The organism is Paenibacillus sp. J31P316, from assembly GCF_056269105.1.
The window spans coordinates 141082-162905 of sequence record NZ_JBWDNI010000006.1 but is presented as its reverse complement, the minus strand read 5'-3'; the positions used below and the strand labels follow the sequence as shown (position 1 = coordinate 162905).

Annotated in this window: 17 protein-coding genes; 10 read left to right on the top strand and 7 right to left on the bottom strand. The window is 60.2% G+C overall.

Features of this window, described 5'->3' with window-relative positions; translation table 11 throughout:
- Window positions 1-584: 584 nt before the first annotated feature.
- Window positions 585-1376 (bottom strand): ABC transporter permease, encoded by a 792-nt coding sequence (locus tag AC0YNU_RS19870; RefSeq protein WP_475759799.1) that lies wholly within the window; start codon window positions 1374-1376, stop codon window positions 585-587.
- Window positions 1373-2263 (bottom strand): ATP-binding cassette domain-containing protein, encoded by an 891-nt coding sequence (locus AC0YNU_RS19865; protein ID WP_475759797.1) that lies wholly within the window; start codon window positions 2261-2263, stop codon window positions 1373-1375. Before AC0YNU_RS19865 ends, AC0YNU_RS19870 begins: the two co-directional genes overlap by 4 nt.
- 411 nt (window positions 2264-2674) lie before the next feature.
- Here AC0YNU_RS19865 and AC0YNU_RS19860 point away from each other — a divergent pair, with 411 nt between their 5' ends.
- The 5 genes from AC0YNU_RS19860 to AC0YNU_RS19840 all read left to right on the top strand — a co-directional run bounded on the left by AC0YNU_RS19860 (window position 2675) and on the right by AC0YNU_RS19840 (window position 8399).
- Window positions 2675-3658, top strand: coding sequence for a LacI family DNA-binding transcriptional regulator (locus AC0YNU_RS19860; RefSeq protein ID WP_475759795.1), 984 nt, complete (start codon window positions 2675-2677; stop codon window positions 3656-3658).
- Window positions 3659-3662: 4 nt separating this feature from the next.
- Window positions 3663-4598, top strand: coding sequence for a carbohydrate ABC transporter permease (locus tag AC0YNU_RS19855; RefSeq protein WP_475759793.1), 936 nt, complete (start codon window positions 3663-3665; stop codon window positions 4596-4598).
- 13 nt (window positions 4599-4611) lie between these two features.
- A complete protein-coding gene (locus AC0YNU_RS19850; RefSeq protein ID WP_475759791.1) occupies window positions 4612-5436 on the top strand; it encodes a carbohydrate ABC transporter permease in 825 nt (274 codons plus the stop codon).
- A 123-nt stretch (window positions 5437-5559) separates the two neighbouring features.
- Complete coding sequence (locus tag AC0YNU_RS19845; protein ID WP_475759790.1) at window positions 5560-7032, top strand: ABC transporter substrate-binding protein; 1473 nt, start codon at window positions 5560-5562, stop codon at window positions 7030-7032.
- A gap of 26 nt (window positions 7033-7058) precedes the next feature.
- Window positions 7059-8399, top strand: a complete 1341-nt coding sequence (locus tag AC0YNU_RS19840) for a sulfatase family protein (protein WP_475759788.1) — start codon at window positions 7059-7061, stop codon at window positions 8397-8399.
- A 466-nt stretch (window positions 8400-8865) separates the two neighbouring features.
- On the opposite strand, the gene AC0YNU_RS19835 is transcribed toward AC0YNU_RS19840, so the two are convergent.
- Window positions 8866-9648, bottom strand: coding sequence for a helix-turn-helix domain-containing protein (locus AC0YNU_RS19835; protein WP_475759786.1), 783 nt, complete (start codon window positions 9646-9648; stop codon window positions 8866-8868).
- A 119-nt stretch (window positions 9649-9767) separates the two neighbouring features.
- Here AC0YNU_RS19835 and AC0YNU_RS19830 point away from each other — a divergent pair, with 119 nt between their 5' ends.
- Window positions 9768-12032, top strand: a complete 2265-nt coding sequence (locus AC0YNU_RS19830; RefSeq protein ID WP_475759784.1) for an FAD-dependent oxidoreductase — start codon at window positions 9768-9770, stop codon at window positions 12030-12032.
- Window positions 12033-12113: 81 nt separating this feature from the next.
- A complete protein-coding gene (locus AC0YNU_RS19825; protein WP_475759782.1) occupies window positions 12114-12335 on the top strand; it encodes a hypothetical protein in 222 nt (73 codons plus the stop codon).
- A gap of 45 nt (window positions 12336-12380) precedes the next feature.
- Here the strand turns inward: AC0YNU_RS19825 and AC0YNU_RS19820 are convergent, their stop codons facing one another.
- Window positions 12381-15689 (bottom strand): DEAD/DEAH box helicase, encoded by a 3309-nt coding sequence (locus AC0YNU_RS19820; RefSeq protein WP_475759780.1) that lies wholly within the window; start codon window positions 15687-15689, stop codon window positions 12381-12383.
- 49 nt (window positions 15690-15738) lie between these two features.
- Window positions 15739-16740 (bottom strand): helix-turn-helix domain-containing protein, encoded by a 1002-nt coding sequence (locus AC0YNU_RS19815; protein ID WP_475759778.1) that lies wholly within the window; start codon window positions 16738-16740, stop codon window positions 15739-15741.
- Window positions 16741-16929: 189 nt separating this feature from the next.
- On the opposite strand from AC0YNU_RS19815, the gene AC0YNU_RS19810 reads away from it, so the two are divergent.
- From AC0YNU_RS19810 to AC0YNU_RS19800, 3 genes are all read left to right on the top strand, one after another.
- Window positions 16930-17796, top strand: coding sequence for a phytanoyl-CoA dioxygenase family protein (locus AC0YNU_RS19810; RefSeq protein ID WP_475759776.1), 867 nt, complete (start codon window positions 16930-16932; stop codon window positions 17794-17796).
- A 166-nt stretch (window positions 17797-17962) separates the two neighbouring features.
- On the top strand, window positions 17963-18448 hold the full coding sequence (locus AC0YNU_RS19805; RefSeq protein WP_475759774.1) for an NUDIX domain-containing protein: 486 nt from the start codon (window positions 17963-17965) through the stop codon (window positions 18446-18448).
- 56 nt (window positions 18449-18504) lie between these two features.
- Window positions 18505-19014, top strand: coding sequence for a GrpB family protein (locus tag AC0YNU_RS19800; RefSeq protein WP_475759773.1), 510 nt, complete (start codon window positions 18505-18507; stop codon window positions 19012-19014).
- 230 nt (window positions 19015-19244) lie between these two features.
- Here the strand turns inward: AC0YNU_RS19800 and AC0YNU_RS19795 are convergent, their stop codons facing one another.
- Both AC0YNU_RS19795 and AC0YNU_RS19790 read right to left on the bottom strand, forming a co-directional pair.
- The gene (locus AC0YNU_RS19795; protein WP_475759771.1) at window positions 19245-20318 is read right to left on the bottom strand and encodes an LLM class flavin-dependent oxidoreductase; all 1074 of its coding nucleotides are present in this window, start codon (window positions 20316-20318) and stop codon (window positions 19245-19247) included.
- A gap of 510 nt (window positions 20319-20828) precedes the next feature.
- A complete protein-coding gene (locus AC0YNU_RS19790; RefSeq protein WP_475759769.1) occupies window positions 20829-21671 on the bottom strand; it encodes an aldo/keto reductase in 843 nt (280 codons plus the stop codon).
- Window positions 21672-21824: the final 153 nt, after the last annotated feature.

The window sequence follows — 21824 nt, the reverse complement described above, 5'->3', positions numbered from 1 at the left end:
ATCCTCCCTGGCAAAGGTCCCGTTCATACCTTGTATGTTATAACATGTATGTTGTGTCATGTAAACAAAGCGCGAGTGTCTTCAATGAGCCTGAGCTGTTAGCAAGCGCGTAGCAGCGCTGCTCTCATCTGCGCAGGTTCATTCGTCAGAGGTCAGATTCAGACTGGTTGCTGACATCTGCCGACAACGACATCTGCTGACCACCTGCTGACCAGTTGCTGAATCGAATAGCTGCAAATCTGCACTTATTTTCAACGATTTCGTCCGAAAAACGAAAATACGTGCAAATGTGCAGCTAATCGATTGATGCTGAGCGGATTGGACCGTAAGCCATAAGAATAAATGCACTTTTGCATTTATTCCTATGGTACCGTGTTGGTATTTGAAAATAAGTGCAGAATTACACTTATTTTGCAGGAGCGCGCAGGAGCTGCTTCGCTGGGCGATTAGACCGAATCGACCGTAGTTTGCCATCGCGCAAGCAAGCGAACGCTAACAAAGGACGACCAGCTCCTGTTGATGAGCTGGCCGTCCTTTGTTGCGTTACTGCATTGCACGCTTCTGGCTGTGGTACCGGCAATGCGCTATCTATGCCCGGCCTTGCGGCGGAACGAGGCGATGCTCCACAGCAGCGCGAGCAGCAGAATGCCGACGCACCAGGCGGCTGCCAGCCAGGCATGATGCCCGATCGGGGTGCCGGTCAGAAGGTCGCGGATCGTTTCGATGACCGGCGTGATCGGCTGATGGTTCGCCACGCCCTGCAGCCATCGCGGCATCGTCGTCGTGGGGACGAACGCGCTGGAGAGGTATGGCAGGAAGAGCAGGATGAAGCCGTAACCCGAAGCTGCCGAAGGGGAGCCCGCGACCAGCCCGATCGCCGCGAAGAGCCAGGTCAGGGCGAGAATGAACAACGCGATGATGCCGATGGCGGCAAGCCATTCCAGGAAGCCGGCGGAGGATCGGAAGCCGACGAGAAACGCGACGCCGATGACGACGCCGGTCGCCATCAGGTTGCGGGCGAGGCTGGCGGCGACATGCCCGGCGATGACGCTGAGGCTGCGAATCGGCAGCGTTCGGAACCGGTCGATGATGCCGTTCGTCATATCCTGCGAGACGTCGACGGCCGTGCTGGATGAGCCGAAGCCGGCGCAGAGCAGGATGATGCCGGGTACGACGTAATCGACGTAGTCGCCTCCCGGATCGATTGCCCCGCCGAACACATACGTGAACAAGAGCATCAGCATGACCGGCAGCACGATGGCCATGATCAGCGCCTCCGTGTTGCGAAGGCTCAGACGGATGCTGCGTCCGATGAAGACGGCGTTGGTGACGGCTAACGATGTCTTGCGGGCTGGAGCGGTTTGGACTGGATTCATCGTACGACCTCCTCGAATGGTTTTGCCTCGGTCAGGGCGACGAATACGTCATCCAGGCTCGGCTTCCGCAGACGAATCCGCGTATCCGGCGAAACCTTGCCGGCCAGCTCGTTCAGCGTTCTGCGAATATCCTGCAGACTCCCGTCGGTCGCGTAAGCGGCGAGGAGCTCCTCGTCGTCGCCCAGCAGCTCGATCCGTTCTTCGCCGATGCGGGACTTGAGCTCCTGCGCGGTGCCTTCCGCGGCGATGCGTCCGCCGGCGATGACCGCGATGCGGTCCGCGAGCTGATCGGCCTCCTCCAAATATTGCGTCGTGAGGAAGATCGTGATGCCCTCGTCCCGCAGCTCCGTAATTTGCTTCCACAACGCACGGCGGCTGACGGTATCGAGTCCCGTCGTCGGCTCGTCGAGGAACAGCACCGGCCGGCGCGCCACGAGGCTAACGGCTAGATCAAGCCTGCGGCGCATGCCGCCGGAGTAGGTTTTGACCAGCTTGCCGGCGCTTGCTTCAAGGTCGAACAGCTGCAAGAGTTCCGAGGTTCTGGCGCGGGCACCGGAGGAGGAGAAACCGGAGAGCCTGCAGATCATGTGCAGGTTCTCCCGGGCGGTCAGCATGCCGTCGACGGCGGCGAATTGACCCGTGAGGCTGATGGACATTTTGACGGCTTCACGTTCTGAGACGATGTCATGGCCGTTTACGGCGGCCTTGCCCGCGTCGGGCGTGGTCAGCGTGGAGAGAATGTTGATCAAGGTCGTCTTGCCGGCGCCGTTCGGACCGAGCAGGGCGAAGATCGTGCCGGACGGAACGTCCAGGTCGATGCCGTCCAGCACAGTCAGCCGGCCGAAGGATTTACGAAGACCTTTAATGGTGATGGCGGAATTCTTCAAGGGGGCGTCGCTCCTTTTTGATTAACTGTATAATATATAAACAGTTTATTATGGTAACAGTATATTATGTACGCAGTAAATGTGCAACGAGTTTTTTGCGGCATCCGATGGCAGAACCCATAGGGGCTGTAACCCGCACGATGTAAAGCTTTGTCAGTAGCGGATGCGTTTGGGGCCAGTATGGATCGCAACCATGCGCACTACGAAGACCTAGAAATGGTGTTGACGTATCCGGATGGGGTTGCTACAATTACCTCAGTGTAAACCTGAGTAAATAACTCGGCATTACTGCTATTACATATTTGTTGACCGGCCAACCGGAGACACGCGATTCATGCGATGTCTCCTTTTTTGCGTTTACCGGTACTGTACCGGAAACGTACCGATAGGCCGTACGAGAGGAGAGCGCCAATGAACATTCGCAAAATCGCCGAGATGTGCGACGTGTCGGTGTCGACCGTCTCCCGCATCCTCAACAACAAGCCGGATGTCAACGCGGAGACGCGGGAGAAAGTGATTCGGTACATGAACGAGCAAGGCTTCCGGCCCTCCGTGGTGACGAACCGGCAAGAAACGATCGGGATCGTGACGCCGGTCGTGTCGTTTCCGGAATACATGGGCGAGCTGATGAACGGCATCATGGAGAAAGCCTACTCGCTCGGTCTCTACCTGACGCTGGTGCCTTACGAGGGCAGGGCATTCAAGGATGCCGGCTCCGTCGCGCATTTTTGCCGCACCTACGGTTTCAAGGGACTGATCGCGATCAACCCGCCGCTGCATTCGTCCTTGCCGCAGTCGCTTGTCGCGGGCGGGATTCCGCATGTCATCGTGGCGGCGTCTTATCCGAACACGGACGTCTCCTGGGTCGACGTCGACAATGCCGACGGCTGCAGGCAGGCCGTGCGGCATCTGCTCGAGCTGGGCCACCGGCGGATCGCGCTGCTTCATGCGCCGATTGCGCATCCCTGCGAGGCGGACCGGGTTCGGGGTTATCACGAAGCGCTGCGCCAGGGGGGAATCGAGGTCGGCTCCGGCTGGGTGCAGGAGCTGGACGCCAACCGCGAGCCGGTAAAGGACACCGTCCGGAAAATGCTGCAGGAAGCCAAGCCGTCGGCCGTCTTCTGCTCGACCTACCGCGGCACGCTGGCCGTCAGCGGCGGACTCCAGGAGCTGGGGCTGCGCATACCGGAGGATATCGCCGTCGCGGGGTTCGGCGATTACGACGTGTCGCCGCTCATGAACCCGCCGATGACGACGGTTCATCAGCCGATCGCGGACATCGGACGCATGGCCGTGAAGGTCTTCGACGAGCTGCTGCGGCAGCAAGATTACGCCCGCATTCAGACGCTGCTGCCGGCGCGCTTGATCGTGCGCGCCTCTACGAAGGGGGAATAAAACCATGTCAACCGCTTCTCTGAGCGAAGGCGCGAAGCCGACAAAGCCCGGTTTGTTAAGGAAAATATGGCGCGTCCGGCAAGCGTACTTCTTCCTGATCCCCGTCTTTGCCGTTCTCGGCACGTTCAAATACGGACCGCTCGTCGTTGCCGTGCAGAAGTCGTTCTTCGATTGGAACGGCGCGAACGTCGACAGGTTCGTCGGCTTCGCGAATTACGCCAAGGTGCTGCATGACGCGTCGTTCCGGGGCTCGATCGGCCACGCGCTCGCGCTTACGGCAGGCGCGCTGGTCGAGACGCTGACGCTTCCGCTGCTCGCTGCCGTGCTCGTCTTCCATATCCGGCGCAAGCGGCTCGCCGAATGGGTCCGCGTGCTGTTCATCGTGCCGCTGATCGTGCCGGCGCTGGTCGTCATCAAGATCTGGACCTGGGTGTATGCGAGCCAGAACGGCATCCTGAACGGCCTGCTCGAGCTGGTCGGCCTGGACGGCTGGACGCATGCCTGGCTGGGCGAGAGCGGCACTTCGCTCTGGGCGCTTATCCTCTACAATTTTCCGTGGATCGGCGGCATCTACTTCCTGATCTACTTGGCGGGGCTGCTGAACATCCCGACGGAGCTCTTCGAGAGCGGCAGCTTGGACGGCATGAGCGTCTGGCAGCGATTCCGTTATCTGGAGCTGCCGCTCATTCGCGGCCAAATCCGGCTCGTCGCGCTGCTGGTCGTCATCGGGCAGCTGCAGAACTTCGAGCTTCCCCTGATTCTGACCGGAGGCGGTCCCGGCGAATCCTCGCTGACGCCGGCGCTGTATCTGTACGATCGGGCATTTACCTATAACGAAATGGGGTATGCTTCGGCGCTCGGCATGGTGCTGTTCGTCGGCATCCTGATCGTGACGCAGGCGATCCAAAAGCTGTTCAAATCTTCCGAGACGTCGGGTTAGGAGGCGGACGCGCATGAATATCAGAACGACTTTCCGGTCGACGGCCCACTATGCCGTCGTGGCGGCGCTGCTGCTGGCCACCCTGTTCCCGTTCTATATGACGCTGATCAATTCGTGGAAGCACCGCAGAGACTTATACGAGCATTTTTGGGGCTGGCCGACGCACTTCTATGCCGATAATTACGCAACCGCCGCCCGCTATTTGCTGCCGTATATGATGAACTCGATCATCGTCGCCGGCGGCATCGTGCTGGTCGTGTTGATCCTGTCGTCCATGGCGGCCTTCTCCTTCGCGGCGTACGATTTTCCTGGCAAAGGACTGCTGTACGTGCTCGTCATCATGATGATGATGATTCCGGGCTTTCTGCTGCTCGTGCCGCAGTTCGTGCTGGTGAAAGGGATGGGGCTGCTCAACTCGTACGCCGGCCAGATCTTTCCTCCGGCAGCGGTCGGCTCGGCGATGGGCACGATGCTGATCCGCGAGTTCCTGGCGGGGCTGCCCGCCGGCTTGTTCGAGTCGGCGCAGCTCGACGGGGCCGGTTCTTGGCGGATCTACAGCCGGATCGCGCTCCCGCTGGCGAAGCCGATCCTGTCGGTCGTCGGCATTCTGACGGCCATCAGCGGATGGAACAACTACATCTGGCCGCTTGTCATTATTTCCGACGAGAAGCTGAAGCCGGTCATCTTGGTGCTCGGCACCATCTCCGGCACGGTCGAGCAAGGCACGGGGCTCCAGCTGGCAGGATATGCATTTGCTTCCCTGCCGTTTCTCGTATTGTTCCTTTTCGCGACCAAGCCGTTCATCTCCGGTCTTACGTCGGGCGCTATAAAAGGCTAAGAGGCAGCAGAAATACCCGATTTCAAGCAGGAGGTGACCATGATGCTTCCGTTCGCGGAAGCCGTACGCGCTTGCCGATGAAGGACGAAATACCCCAATACGCACGATAGGAGAGATTCATCCATGTCATTCATTTCATTAAAACGTCTGCAAAAGCCGGCAGTCCTCGCCCTCGGAGTGGCCTTGCTCGCGGGTTGCTCGAACAATGCGGCTCCTGCCGATCAGGCGGACCCGGGCGACAGCTCCAATGCGAATAGCTCGGGAAAAGCCAAGCCCGTGATCCAGTTCACGACCAGCAAAAGCAAGATCGAGGACGACAACAAGTTCTATGAGAAGCTCGTCGGCGACTACAACGCCAATCCGAACGCGAAGGCAGAAGTGAAGCTGACGCTCGCCAACTGGGGAGATGACGGAACCGCCCAGCGGACGTGGGTTACGACGCAGCTGATCGGCGACAACGCGCCGGACCTGTTTCAATCCAAGTACCTGTGGTCGCAGGAGGATTTCGGCAAAGGGCTCGTTACCGAGCTGACCGACGACCTTGCGCAGCCGAACCCGTACGCAGGGAACGCGGACTGGCGCGGCACGCTGTCCGATACCGTCATGGCCAACATGTTCGTGCCCGGTACCGATAAGTTCGCGGGCATTCCCACGTATTCGGCTACGATCCGTCTGTTCTACAATAAGGACCTGTTCGACAAGGCCGGCGTCACGGCGCTGCCGGAGACGTGGAACGATTTTCTGGCCGCGCAGGACAGCATCCTGAAGTCGGGCGTCACGCCGATGGCGATCGGCTTCGCCAAGCAGGGGGGCGACCGGCCGGACTGGATGCTGCGGTATTTGTCCGACCAGACGGTCGAGCAGCTGGTTCCGAAGATGGACTTGGACGGCAACAAGCTGGTCGGCTCCAACGAGATCGTCGCGGCAATCGACGGCGGCTTGCTTGATTTCACGAAGGATCCGTGGAAGGACGTATTCCCGATTCTGAAGGATTGGACCCGTTTCTGGCCGAAGGGCTTTAACGGCGTCACCGTGGACGATGCGGCCGAGATGTTCCTGCGCGGCGACGCGGCGATGATTCTCGCTACCCCGGACTTCACCAAGCAGCTGGAGGGCATGAATTACGGCGTCATGCGGGTGCCGCATCTCACGAAGGAGAATCACCCGATGGCCGAGAACAAGTATTACGAGGTGGCTTCCGGCAATCCGGACGGCGTCTACGTCATGCCGAAGACGATCTCGGCGGAGAAGAAAGCTGGCGCCGTCGACTTCCTGATGTACTTGACCTCGCCGTCCGTGCAGAAGGAAATCGCCGAGCAGTTGTTCCGGGTGCCGGTTCTGAAAGACGCCGAATTCCCCGAGAACATCAAGCAATTCCTGGCGGTCAACGAACCGTTCAAGATGAACCTGTTCGGGCCGGCCTTCAGCAAGAACCTGTACGATACGTTCGGCAAAGACGGACAGCTGTACTTGGACGGCTCGATGTCCTTGGACGCCTTCCTCGGCAAGATGAACGACGTGGCGAAACAAGAGGCTGACGCGCTTAAGCAGTCGCAGGGCTGGAGCGCGGAGAACGGCTACGGCACCAAAAAATAACGGCATCGCGGCAAAAGGAGCAGCTTATGAGCAGCAACCGAAAAAAACCGAACGTCATCGTGTTTTTCACGGACCAGCAGCGCTGGGATACGACCGGGATCCATGGCAATCCGCTCGGCTTGACGCCGAACTTCGACCGCATGGCGCAGGAAGGCACGCACGCGGCGCATTCCTTCACCTGCCAGCCCGTATGCGGCCCCGCGCGGTCCTGCCTGCAGACCGGCAAGCACGCGACGACGACGGGCAGCTATCGTAACGGCATTCCGCTCGCCTCGGGTCACGCTACGCTGGCCGAGCATTTCACGGGGGCCGGTTACCGCACCGGTTACATCGGGAAGTGGCATCTCGCGGACGAGGAGCCGGTTCCGGCCGGCAAGCGGGGCGGCTACGATTATTGGCTTGCATCCAATACGCTCGAATTTTCGTCGGACAGCTACGATACCGTCATGTATAACGGGAACAACGAAGCGGTGAAGCTGCCGGGCTACCGGGTGGACGCCATGACGGACGCGGCGATCCGGTTCATCGACGGGAACAAGGACGATCCGTTCTTCCTCTTCCTGTCGTACATCGAGCCGCATCATCAGAATCACCTCGACAATTATCCGGCGCCCGTCGGCTACGAAGGCATGTATGCCGGCCGATGGACGCCGCCGGATCTGGCCGCGCTCGGAGGCAGCGCCCCGCAGCATCTCGGCGGTTATTACGGCATGGTCAAGCGACTAGATGAAGCGCTCGGCCGTCTGAACGACGCGGTGCGGAGTCTGGGGCTTGCCGAAGATACCGTCATTTTGTTCACGTCCGACCACGGCTGTCATTTCAAAACCCGCAACGGGGAGTACAAGCGCTCCTGCCACGACAGTTCGATCCGCGTGCCTACGGCGCTCACCGGCCCGGGGTTCAGCGGGGGCGGCAGGCTGAAGCGGCTCGTCAGCTTGGTCGATCTGCCGCCGACCCTGCTCGATGCGGCATCCATTCCGGTGCCGGAGGAGATGGAAGGGCGCTCGCTGCTCCGGGAGCTCCGGGGCGAAGCGGACGGCGAGCCGGACGACGTGTTCGTGCAGATCAGCGAGACGCAGGTCGGCCGGGCGCTGCGCACGCCGCGCTGGAAGTACAGCGTGGCGGCGCCGGGCAAGAACGGCTGGGACGAAGCGGCTTCGGATACGTACCTGGAGGAGTTTCTGTACGATCTGGAGGCCGACCCGCACGAGCTGACGAACCTGATCGGACTGGACAGCTACGACGAGGTGACCGGACAGCTGCGGGCGCGACTGCTCGAGCGCATCCGGAAGGTGGAGGGCGCGTCTCCGGCCATCGTGCCGGCAGAGCGCAAGCCGTCTGGGCAGAGGCGCGTCTCTATTCGCTAGGCGGAGTGCCGGCAGAGCGGAAGTCGGAAGAGCAGAGCCCTCGGGGCAGAGGTGCGTTTCTATTCGCTAGGCGCGGTGCCGGCAGAGCGGAAGCCGTGTGCCAAAGGCGCGTCTCCATTCGCTAGGCGCCGTGTCGGCAGCCTGATGCTGGCAGCCTAAGCTGACGGCCATCGGCATGCCGCAGTTGGAGAGCTGGATGACGCGGCGCGAGGAATAGGAAGGGCGGAACAGGGGCCGCAACCGTAAAGGGCCGGCATCGTTAGAGGCTGTAATCATAAAGGCTGGAATCATGGGATTCCAGCCCTATTTTTGTTTTGGCCAACGTCGTTGATGGACGGGGCACCAAGGCGCTGCTGGAGTCTGTGTCGCGGGCCGGGTGCCGAGTGTGCCGCGGGCCGCCGGCAGGGGAGCGGGCAGCGGCGACCGAGGGTTGGCGGTTTCGGCTGCCCTTCGCGCGGCGCCTCGCTCACAGCCGATGATGCTCGCGGTAACGGGAAGGGCGCATGCCCGTTGCCCGCATGAAGCTGCGGCTGAGCGAGAAGCCGTTCTCGTAACCGCAGGACACGGCGATCCGGTCGAGCGTCCATTCTGTCGTCAGGAGCAGCTTCCGTGCTTCGGCAATACGAAGCGACAGCAGGAAGTGCTGAGGCGCGATGCCGAACGCACGCTGGAAGCGGCGGGTGAACTGGACCGGCGTCAAATCGCAGCGGGCGGCGGCTTCGCCAAGCGCGGATTTGGCGTCGACATGCGTTCGAAGCCAGACGACGGCCGCCTCCATTTCGGCGTCGGCGGGCTTCGAAGGCTCTTCGCGCTTGCTGGCCGCCTCTATGCACAGCAGCCAAATATCAGCCGCGTAGTGCGCGCCGTAAGGATGCGGCGCGGCGGCTTCATGCAGCGGCGGCGTCTTGAGCCGCTCCAGGTCATGATGCAGACGAGCGGCATCGGCGAAGCGCACCCGGCCTTGCGGCAGGCCGGAGATGTCTTCCGCGCGCAGATTAAAGCTGATGAATGCGAAAGACAGCGGCTCGATTACCTCCCGCTCGAAGTCCGTATGAGGCGGGCAGACGACAACGTCCCCGGCCTCGGCGGTCCCTTCGCCGCCTTGAATCCGATAGCGGAACGAACCGCTTTCCACCGCGAACATCACCCATTTGACGTAGGTGTCCTGCGCCAGCTGAAAGGTTTCTTTGTGATGCCAATAGGTCCACTCCGTATCTTCCGGAAACAGGTATGGCATAGGCTCCAGCATGTTAGCACCTCGTATGAAAATAAAGATATGGAAAGAGAAAATCAGGCCATTCCATTGGTGGTTTCCTTCATTGTAGCATGAAAATAAAGTCTTACACCTACCGATGGAGGGGATTTCTGATGTTGGAGCAAACAGTGAAAACGGATATCGTCGTGATCGGCGGCGGCTTGGCGGGCGTATGCGCGGCGGTGGCTGCGGCAAGGCTCGGGCAAACGGTCGCGCTCGTGCAGAACCGGCCGGTGCTTGGCGGCAATTCGAGCAGCGAGGTTCGCGTCTGGGTATGCGGCGCGACGGGGCATGGGACCAACCGTTACGCCCGCGAGACGGGCATCATGGGCGAGCTGTTCGTGGAGAACCAGTACCGGAACATGGAGGGAAATCCGTATTATTGGGATCTCGTCGTGCTGGAAACGGTCCGCGCGGAGCCTAACATTCAGCTGTTTTTGAATACCGACGTGCATGAAGTGGAGGCCGAGGGTTCCGCGGAAGACCGGATCATCAAGTCCGTTACCGGCTGGATGATGGGCTCGGAGCGGCGGATTCGTTTCGAAGGCGAACAGGTGCTGGACTGCACCGGCGACGGCCTGGTCGGCTTCCTGGCTGGCGCGCAGTATCGGATCGGGCGCGAAGCGAAGGCGGAGTTCAACGAAGATTGGGCACCCGAGGTTGCGGACGACATTACGCTGGGGAGCACGATTTTGTTCTATTCGAAGGATGCCGGCCGTCCGGTCAAATACGTTCCGCCTTCTTTTGCCAAGGATATTACGCAAACGAGCATTCCTGTTCGGCGGGTCATCCGCAGCGGCGATTCCGGCTGCCACTACTGGTGGATCGAATGGGGCGGCGAGCTGGACACGGTGCACGAGAACGAGCGGATCCGCGACGAGCTGTGGTCCGTCATTTACGGCATTTGGGATTATATTAAAAACTCGGGCCAGTTCGAGGCGGACAACATGACCTTGGAGTGGGTCGGATCGCTTCCCGGCAAAAGAGAATTCCGGCGCTTCGTCGGCGACTATATGCTGAATCAAAACGACGTCGTCGAGCAGCGGCCGTTCGAGGACCGGGTCGCTTTCGGCGGCTGGTCGATCGATCTTCATCCGCCGCAGGGCATGTATGCCGCCGAAAGCGGGTCGAAGCATTTCTATCCGGACGGCAATTACTCCGTGCCGTTCCGCTCGCTCTACTCCGCGAACGTGCGCAATCTGCTGTTCGCCGGACGTAACATCAGCGCGTCGCATGTGGCGTTCGGCACGACGCGCGTCATGGCGACCTGCGCCGTGATCGGCGAAGCGGCCGGGACGGGGGCGGCGCTGTGCGTGCAGAAGGGCGTAACGCCGAGAGCGCTGCACGCCGAGCATCTGCAGGAGCTGCAGCAGACGCTGCTTCGGCAGGACGCATCGGTCATCGGACTGCGCAGCAAGGATACGGCTGACCTGGCGCAGTCGGCCGCGGTGGATGCATCGAGCTCGTTGACATTGGAGCGGTGGCCTTTGGCCCGGGATGAGGGAACGACGGTCACGTATGCGCTGGAGAAGCCGGTCGGCATTCTCGTGCCGGTCGATCCGAGGTTGGATGCCGTGGAGCTGCTCGTCGATGCGGACGAGGATACGGAGCTCGTCGTCGAGGTGTGGGAGACGGGCCGCGAGGAGAATTACATCCCGTATCGCTTCGTTTCCAGGCACCGCAGCAGCGTCGCCGGGGGCGAGAAGCAGTGGGTTGCCGTCGATACGAGCGGGGCGCAGCTTCCGGCAGCGCCATGCAACGTGTTTCTCGTCATACGCGAGAATCCTCGGTTGCGGCTGCATGCGGCGGAAGGGAATGTTTTCGGCGTGTTGGGCTTCAACTACAGCGGCGCAATGCCGTTCGACGAGGGAAGCGAGGAAAGCCAGCGCGTTACGCTGTGGCGCAACGGGGCTTTCAACCGCAAGCCTTTCTGCTTGAAGCTGTCGCCAGGAACGGAGGCGTATGCGGCAGGTAAAGCGGTCGATGGCTACGCGCGTCCATTCGGCGGTCCGCATCTGTGGAGCTCGGAGGCGATGAACGACGGGGGACAAGAAGAGTGGCTGCGGCTGCAATGGGCGGCTCCCGTCAGCGTGCGGGAAATCCACCTGACGTTCAACGACGACGTCAATGAGGACTTGATTAACCTGCACCATCATACGACGCCTTTTGCCGTCTTGCCGGAGCTGGTCAAGGACTGCCGGATCGAGGCGCTGGTAGAAGGGGAATGGACCGTGCTGGAGCGGATCGCGGACAACCGCAGACGCAAAAGGGTCGTGACGCTTCCGGCTGCCGTTGCCGCAACCGCGATCCGGCTCGCGGTCGAGTCGACCAATGGCTCGCCCTTTGCTCAGGTGATCGAGATTCGGGTGTACGCGTAAAAGACGGTGAGAAACTGGCCGATGTACCGAGTACGCTACATCGGCAGGAAACCGGTCAATTCGAGCAAAGAGGTGTACCCAGTGCACGACATCGGTGAGAAACTGGCCGATGCGAGCAAAGAGTTGTATCCAGTACACTACATCGGCGGAAACCAGCTGAAATACTGGGAACAGCTGCTTCGAGTGCACGATCCGCCGAACGTCGCGCTCGAGGCCGATGCTGCGCTTACCAGGCAGCATCCCGGCGCGAGCGCTGCATCTCCAGACCCGGCACCACGCAAAACAGCCATTAATACCACGTGAAAGATTAACGTGGTATTAATGGCTGTTTGCTTTTACAAGGCGCGCTCAGGAAAGCATGAGCAGCTCCTTAATTTCATCCTCCGTCAGCGCGGATAACGGCTCCTCGCCGGGACGAACGACCTCGTCGATGAGATTCTTTTTGCGCTCTTGGAGCTCCACCATTTTGTCCTCGACGGTACCCTCAGCTACAAGGCGGATGACCTGCACGACGTTCTTCTGCCCGATGCGGTGGGCGCGGTCCATGGCTTGCTGCTCGACGGCCGGGTTCCACCACAAATCATAGAGAATGACGGTGTCCGCGCCGGTCAGGTTGAGGCCTGTTCCGCCGGCTTTGAGCGAGATCAGGAACAGGTCGCCTTCGCCGGCGTTGAACCGGTCGCTCAGCTCGATGCGATCGCTCGGCGGCGTGCTGCCGTCCAGGTAGAAATACGGGACCTCCCGCCGAATCAGCTCCGACCGGATCAGCTTCAGCATCTCGACGAACTGCGAGAACACGAGCATCCGCCGGCCCGCGGCGCGGCATTCTTCGATGAGGTCCAGCAGCTGCTCAAACTTGCCCGAGCTGCCCGCGTAATCGTCGATGAACAGCGCGGGATGGCAGCACAGCTGCCGAAGCCGGGTAAGGCCGGCCAAGATGCGGATGCGATTCTTATTCAACGTATCCTTGTCCAGATGCTCGAGCGCCTCGACCCGCAGCTTCGCGAGGTACGCGGCGTACAGCCGTTTCTGTTCCGGCAGCAGCGCGGATGCTTGCACCGACTCGATCTTCGGCGGAAGCTCCTGCAGGACGTCGGCCTTCACCCGGCGCAGAAGAAAAGGCCGCGCGCGCTTCGCGATCGTCTCGCGCGCGAGCTCGCCGAATGCCTTGCGGCCCGGGAACAGATCCGGCGAGACGGCGTCGAACAAGGACCACAGCTCCTCGAGCCGGTTCTCGACCGGCGTGCCCGTCAGCGCGAAACGGTTGCGGGCCTGCAGCAGCTTCACGCTCTGCGCCGTCTGCGTCGCGTAGTTCTTGAACGCCTGCGCTTCGTCGAGAATCAGCGTGTGGAACGACAGCGCCGCGTAATCGACGACGTCCCGCCGCAGCAGCGGATAGGACGTAATCAGAACGTCGGCCGACGCATGGCCGGCGAGAATGGCGTCGCGCTCCGTCTTGGTCCCGTCCACGACGGCCGCCCGGATATGCGGCGCGAACTTGCGAATTTCATTGCGCCAGTTGTAGGTCAGCGAAGCGGGCGCCACGATGATGGCAGGCAGCCGTTCCTCGCGAATGGCCGGCAGCATGGCGGAGAGGAAAGCGATCGCCTGCACCGTTTTGCCAAGGCCCATGTCGTCGGCAAGAATGCCTCCGAACCCGTAATGCGCGAGCGTTCGCAGCCATTGGTAGCCGTAGGCTTGGTAATCCCGCAGCGGATGACGCAGCCCGTCCGGCTCGGGGAAATCGAAATTTTCCGGATTCCGCAGGTTGTCCAACAGCCGCCGGAAAGCCTTGTCCAGCTTGACCGTGCCTCCCTGCCGGGGGGCGTCGATCAGGTGCAGTCCGCGGAACAGCGGGATGTGAATGCCCGAGGCGCGCAAATCCTTGACCGTGATCCGGCCTTCGTTGATGAACCGGATGACTTCTTTCATCTCGTCGCTGTCCAGCGGCAGGAGCGCACCGGTCGGCAGGCGGTGATAGGTTCTTTTCTCGTCGATGGACTTCAGGATCGCTTTGATCTCGGATTCCGGAATGCCTTCGATGTCGAACTTGACGTCCAGCCAGTTGCTGCGTTCGTTCAGCGAGAGCGTGACATTCGGAGGCGTGCCTGGGATATGGATGCGCGTCCGGACCGCGGAGGTGGCGTGAACGGTCAACAGCTTCTCCAGCTGCGGCACGACATGGAAGAGAAATTGGTACTCCCGTTCCTCGTCCCCCAGAAAATACCCCGCCTCCGTCTTCGCCATCGCCGCCCCTTCCATCAAGGCGAGGATTTGCCGTTCCTTCTCGCCGTCCCGCACGAGTATCGGTCCGTTGCTGCGGCTCTCGTGCTCCGTCTCGAGCGGATTGATCACGAGGTCTCCGTAATGAAATTCGAGCGCCGCGAGCAGCCGGTCGCGCACGCGGTCGAGAAACAGCTTCGCCCGCAGCGGACGCTGCGTGATCCGCTCCGCCACGGAATCGGCGATCCGAACGCTGCCCAGCTTCAGCAGGCCCGGCATGACCCGATCCATGAACGGTTCGATTTGCGCCGGAGGGAGCGGCAGCTGCCCGGGTTCGAACGAGCGGTCGAGCAGCCCTTGCAGCTCCAGCAGCCGTGAGCAAGCTTCGGGCGTCTCCCGCAGCAGCTTGCCTCCGGCGAGGACGAGTCCATAGGCGTCCAAGATGGTCATGTCCGAGAGTCCCTGCACGCGCAGCCGGCAGCCTTTTCCGTCTTTGTCTTCTTCGAGCTCGAAATGCAGCGGCAGCCGTTCATCCGCGACCGCGATGGTCGCGTAGACGACCTTGTCCAGCTCCATCACCGCAGAAGGCGCCCCGCACAAGGCGGGGAGGAACATATCCCATACCGCGGGCGGGATAGGCAGCATCCGTTCGCCGCTAAGCGGGGCCGCATGCATGGCATGAATGCCGCCTGTTTCACGGTATAAGCGCTCTTGCCGTTCCATGGCGACGAGCTGCTCCAAGACGGCATAGTCGGCTGGTTGGAAGCAGTGCAAGCGCGGGTCGTAGGCGAGCGATTTGGAGATGTCATAGGGCTCGCCTTCCGCAATGCACCGCAGGAAGGCGCGAATGCTCGGCACGATCACCGGCCGTTTCGCGTCGGCTCGGAGCTCGATGCCGAGCATCCGTTTCCCGCGGCTGTACGTGAACGGCTTGCAGACGAACGTCAGGTCGAGCGGCGCGCGCGTATCGAACCGCGTCTGAGAAGCGGGAACCGAACGCCGCTCCGCAAGCGGCGAGAACATCGCGAGCAGCCCTTGGGCCAGCCCGTCCTCCAGTTCCGCTTCCCCTCTGCGAGCGTGGGCATCGCGTTCGGCTCCGTTCGAAACGAGCTCTCTAAGCACAGGCGAATTCGGCGATCGGCCGGCCTGCTGGGCATCGAGAATGAGCAGCAGCACCGCGGCGACGTGGGAACAGTATTTGTCGTAAGAGGACAGGGAAGGGCAGGTGCATGTGGCCGAGACGTCGCCGTCATCGTCGATCCGCAGCGTAACCTCGAAGCTCTCCTGCAGCTTGACGGTGGCTTCGCACCTTCCGGCATCCGCGTCGTAATAGGTCACGGCGACTTTGCCGCCGCGAAATGCGGCCTCGCCTCGTTTGTACGATAACTGACCGCACATGGATTGAATGGCGGACAAGGATAGGGGGTGGTTCATGCGGCGATCAGCCTCCTTTTCGATAGGTTCGTGTTTAGTGGCCTCGTCCTCATGTCCGCGCATCCTTGGACGCTTGCCTGCGGTAGTCCGACGGGGTGAAGCCCGTGAAGCGTTTGAAGAAGATGCTGAAGGTATGGATGGACGAGAAATACAGCTCCTCCGCGATTTGCGTCACCGGCTTATCCGAAGCGCGGAGCTCGAATTTGGCCTTGTCGAGGCAAAGGCTGCGCATGTATTCGCCGACCGGCATGCCGATCGCGCTCTTGAACTCGCGCGCGAGATGGGAGCGGCTGATCGGGATGGACCTCGCGATCGTTTCGATATCGTGATCGTAGCGGATTTCGCCGTGCAGCCGGTTCATGACCGCGATGACGGCGCTACCGAGCGGGTTCGGGAGCGTGCCCGTCCGCTGCGCGGCGTCGTCGTGAAATAGCCGCGATACGGTCACGAGCAGCTGCAGGAACAGCCCCTCCGCCATCTGGAAGCTGAGCCGCCGGCGCAGCCGTACTTCGGTCAGCAGCTGCCGAAAGATCGCTTGGACCGCACCGTCTGAGTCCCGCACGACACGCCCTGCGCCGAGCTGATAGAAGTCCGGCTGCAGCGCCTTCATCCACTCCAGCTTGAAGCCCATATAGAGCAGGCGGAACGGCGCGTCCTTGCCAGCCAGCCCGTAATGCGTCTCGCCTGGCTTGGTCAGCCACAGGTCGCCGGCCTGAATGGGATAGCGCGTCTTGTCGATCTGGTACTGACCATGACCCTCATCCAAGTAGCACAGCTCAAAATGGTCATGGTAATGCGACGTGGTTGCCCAATTCGGCATCAGCTGTTCGCCGATATAGTAGAGATTGCTCGACTGCGCGTCGAAAGGCAGCTCCGCCCGATATTCGAGCTCGTTCTCGACGAGCAGCGGCAGATGCGGCGCCTGATCGCGGTAGGGGGGAGCGTCGGCGTTCCCTGTTTGCGCCGTGCTTTCTGCGTTCACTGTCCGCGTATTCGTTCCCCTCGCGCTGCGCCGTGCATTCCTTGTGGTTGCTGTTTTCGGCAAGGTCATCCGTGTTCGGCCTCCCGGTCGTTCTTGGTGCCTTCAGTATACCGTGGCGCCAGGCGGTTTGAAAGAGCGCAGATGATCAAAAGCTTTAAATTCCTGCATGCATCCAGCAAAGACAGCGCTCGCTTCAGCCTCTAAAATGATAATCAACAGCGTATGACCAATCGATACGAAAGCATGAGGTGCGAGAGGATGACGACAATGCAAAAGCAAGTGAATGCGGCTTGCCTGCCGACGCAGGAGGATGTGGCGTTCTTCGATCAAAACGGCTACTGGCTGTCCCCGGTCATTTTCTCGGAGGAGGAGCTGGCGGCGATCAAGGAGCATCAGGACCGGATCTACCGCGCGGAATTCGAGACGGGGCGCGAGCCGATCTGCAACTGGCTGGAGGGCGTGGACAATCCGCGTTCGCTGCGCAAAACCGACAATTCGCATTGGTCCGATTCCGTACTCCAAGGCGTGGCGACGAACAAGACGATCGGGGAGATCGCGGGCAGGCTCATGCATGCGGATCAAATCCGGCTATGGCATGATCAATTGCTGTATAAGCCAGGCAGAGGATCAGGGCGCGAGACGGCGAATGTCGGCTGGCATCAGGATTTTGCCTATTGGCAATGCGCGAAGGAACCGACGCTGATTACGGCTTGGGTCGCTTTTACCGACGTGGATCTCACCAACGGCTGCATGCAGATGGTGCCGCGGAGCCACCAGTGGGGACTGCTGAAGATGAGCGATTTCTTCGAGCAAAATATCGAGAAGCAGCAGGCGGACATGGACATTCCGGAGAACGAGAAGTTCACGACGGTGCCGGTCATCATGAAGGCCGGCCAAGTCAGCTTCCACCACGCGTTGACGATTCACGGCAGCGGCCCCAATACGACCGACGAAGCGCGCCGGTCGATGGCCGTCCACCTCATGACGGGAGATACCCGTTATGCCCACAGTCCGAAGGGCGACCTGCATTTCAACGCCCGTTTCATGCAGGGCCGCGACGGCGAAGTGTTCGACGGGGACGCGTTTCCCGTGCTTTACCGCGCTGCAGTCGGCGAAGGACAATAACAACAAAACCGTGCAGTCGTCTCCTAATTCGGGGCTGCACGGTTTTTTGATGCGAGCGAAGAGGTAATAATGACTTATAGGCGGGAACGATGTAGTTATAGCGAACAAGTATTAGATATTGGCCAAGCATCATAATATGCTCTTGAATAAGAATGGAGGCGAGCGCATGAGAACGATATGTTCGGCCGGAGGGCTGATTGTAAAGGATGATTCGGTGCTGCTTGTGAAGATCGCGCAGGGAGCCAATAAGGATTATTGGATGCTGCCCGGCGGACTGGTTGACGAAGGAGAGTCGGCGGAACAGGCTGCCGTGCGCGAGGTTCGGGAAGAGGCGGGCATTCAAGCGGAGCCGCTGCGTCTGATCGGCGTGCGAACCGGGACGAAAGAAACGGAAGAAGGCCCCGAGCTCGGCATTCACTTGGTCTATGAAATGGCGTGGACGGCGGGGCAGGCGGAGGCGGATCTCTCCGAGGTCACGGACGCCAGGTTCAGGCCGATCGACGAGGTGCTCGAGGACGAATGGACGATTAATTTGACCAAAGAGTGCCTGCGATCCTACCTTCGGGCTGCTCCCGGTTCGGGCTTGACGAAGCTGGCAGACAGAATTGAAACTCGGAATAAGTATATCGATTATCACTTGTATACGTTGTAAGGGCGGTTTAGTCCGCGTTCGGGTCAGCGTCGGCTGAGGAGGCGAGATCGGATACGATGAGCAGAGAGGTTGTCGTGCAGGCGTACGATCCCGATTGGGCAAGGCAGTTCGAGGAATTGAAAGCCTACGTGCAGCCGGCGTTAAGCGATCTGGAGGTTGGCATCGTTCATGTCGGAAGCACGTCTGTTCCGGGCTTGGCGGCAAAGCCGATCGTGGATATCGATGTCACCGCAGCTTCGCGGGAGGATGTTACGATCATAATCGGACGTCTTGAAGGACTCGGTTATGTGCATGAAGGCGATTTGGGCGTGGCCGGTCGCGAAGCGTTCATTCCGCCTGTCGGCCTGAGCTGGCATCACCTCTACGTATGCACGGAGGATCATGCGGAACATCGCAGGCATCTGTTATTTCGGGACTACTTGCGCAGCCATCCGGAGGACGCGCATGCATACGGCGAGCTGAAAAGGCAGCTGGCGGAGCGGTTCCGTCAGAATCGCGCGGCCTACTCGGAAGCGAAGGGTGCTTTCGTGAGCGAAGTGCTGCGGCGTGCGGGGTGGGAGAGCTAGAGGGTGCAGCGGAAGTGCGTGGGAAGTGCACAGGAAGTGCATAGGAAGTGCATAGGAAGTGCATATGTGCTTCGCGGTTGAAATAAAGGCCCAAAAGGCCCACCACCGTGCAGCCGGCGTTGCTGCAACGGGAGTTATTTGATAGTTAATTGCACGAACCTTTAAAGGCATGAAAAAAAGGGGTGTCTCCAGCCGTTAAGGCTCAGAGACACCCCTTTCGTCGTTACGCGTTAGACGGTTCCTTCGATTCGGGCCAGCTCTTGCAGAACCAGCGGCTTCACCTTCGTGCCGAGCAGCTCGATGGCGCGCAGCACGTCCTTGTGCGGCATCGTGCCGACGTTCACGTGCAGGAAGAAGCGCGTGATGCCGAGGTTCTTGCGCAGCAGGACGATCTTCTCCGCGACCGTCTCCGGATCGCCGAGATAGAGCGCGCCGCGCAGGCTGCGGGCGTCGTCGTAGGTGGCGCGAGAGTAAGGCTCGCCCCAGCCGCGCTCGCTGCCGATCTTGGTCATTTGCGCCTGCGTCGGCTTGAAGAACAGCTCGGCTGTCTCTTCGGTGGAATCGCCGACGAACCCGTGGGAATGGGTGGCGATAGGCAGCTTGTCCGGATCATGGCCAGCTTGGGCGGCCGCGCGCTTGTAGAGCTCCACGAGCGGGGCGAATTTCTCCGGCATGCCGCCGATGATGGCGAAAGCAATCGGCAGACCCAGCAAGCCCGCGCGAATCGCCGACTGCGCGTTGCCGCCGCTCGCGATCCACACCGGCAGCGGATCTTGCACGGAGCGCGGGTAGACGCCGAGGTTGTCGATGGCGGGACGATGCCCGCCGCGCCAGCTGACCTTCTCCGAGGCGCGGATGGCGAGCAGCAGCTCCAAGTTTTCCTCGAACAGCTCGTCGTAATCTTCCAGGCTGTAACCGAACAACGGGAACGATTCGATGAACGATCCCCGGCCGGCCATGATTTCGGCGCGTCCGTTCGAGATACCGTCCAAGGTGGAGAATTGCTGGTACACGCGCACCGGATCATCGGAAGAAAGCACGGTGACGGCGCTCGTCAGCCGAATCCGTTTCGTCATGCCGGCTGCTGCAGCCAAGACGATCGCCGGCGCGGTGCCTGCATAATCGGGGCGGTGATGCTCTCCGATGCCGTAGACGTCCAAGCCGACCTGATCGGCGAGCACGATCTCTTCCACGGCGCGGCGCAGGCGCTCGGCGTGCGTGATTAATGCGCCCGTCTCCGGATCCGGCGTCGTTTCCAGAAACGTACTGATTCCAATCTCCATCGGTTTTGCCAATTCGGCCATTCTCGTTGCCCCCTTCTTTTCCTCTAGTGTACGCAATAACGGCGCGATTCTCAATTATGCTTACCCATCCTACCTGGACTAGCGAGCACCAAAAGTGCCGAGCCACGCAACGTGAATTCGGACGGAGACGTAACGGTTGCCAGCGTTGCTAATCCATGAAAAATGCTGCTTGTGAAGATTTAACGGTTCTGAGTGACGTTATTGTTCGCAGAGGAGCAGATTTGCACGGGAAAATCTCGCAATAGGCTCCCTGGCAACCGGTGGCTAACTAAAAGGGGCATTCTGAGGTCATTAGCCTTCCTCACAACCGTTAGACTGTAATTAGCTGTAGGGTGTTTAGGTTTATTTTCGCAAGCACGAGTATCGTTGCTTACATTGGCAACCAGCCTATATAATGCATAAAGTGCATAAAGTGCCGCGAGAATAGATTTCTTCGACAAACAGCGAGCGCCGCCCGTCATTCGGGCGGCGCTCGCTGTATAGTCGGCGATGCGTGCGATCACGCATCAATTAGAAATCGAAGTTGTCCGGATCCGGGCCGACGCGGCGGTCTTCGTTCAGCGCATCGATCAGGGCCATGTCTTCGCTCGTCAGCTCGAAGTCGTAGATCGCGGCATTTTCGATGATGCGGTGCTCTTTCGTCGATTTCGGAATGGTGACGATGCCGTTCTGAATATCCCAGCGGAGAATGACCTGCGCGACCGACTTGCCGTATTTGGCGCCGATCTCTTGCAGCGTCTTGTCGTCCAGCAGCTCGCCCTGCATGAGCGGGGACCAAGCCTCCAGCTGAATGCCCTGCGCCTTGGTGAAGTTCAGCAGCTCTTTCTGCGTCAGGCGGGGATGGAGCTCCACTTGGTTGACCATCGGTTTAATCGTCGCATCCTGCATCAGCTCTTCGATATGATGCACTTGGAAGTTGCTGACGCCGATCGCTTTCACGCGGCCTTCCTTGTAGAGCGTCTCCAGCGCACGCCAGGTTTCTTTGAATTTGCCTTTCACCGGCCAGTGGACGAGGTACAGATCCAAGCTGTCCAGCCCCAGTTTGCTTAAGGAAGCTTCGTAAGCCGCAATCGTCGACTCGTAGCCTTGATCCGCGTTCCATACCTTCGACGTTACGAACAGATCCTCTCTGCGAAGGCCGTTCTCCTCCAGCGCCTCGCGGATGCCGCGGCCGACGCCTTGCTCGTTGCCATAGATAGCTGCGGTGTCGATGCTGCGGTAACCGTGCTTGATGGCAGCTTTCACCGCTTCGACGAGTTCTTCGCCTTCTTGGACTTTGAATACGCCAAGGCCGAAGCCGGGCATTTGGACGCCATTGTGCAGCGTTACGGTATCTTGCAGATTGTTCAACATGTGGTGTAACCATCCTCTCTTATTGCGGTGCTTTGTGTGTTTGTTTTGATTGTTGATGCATGTTCTTTGAATTGCGTTCCATCAAAAAGTGTACCTTTGAATTACGCTCTGCTTTCCCGGTTCGCGCGTTAACTACTGCTTACGCCTTTCTGA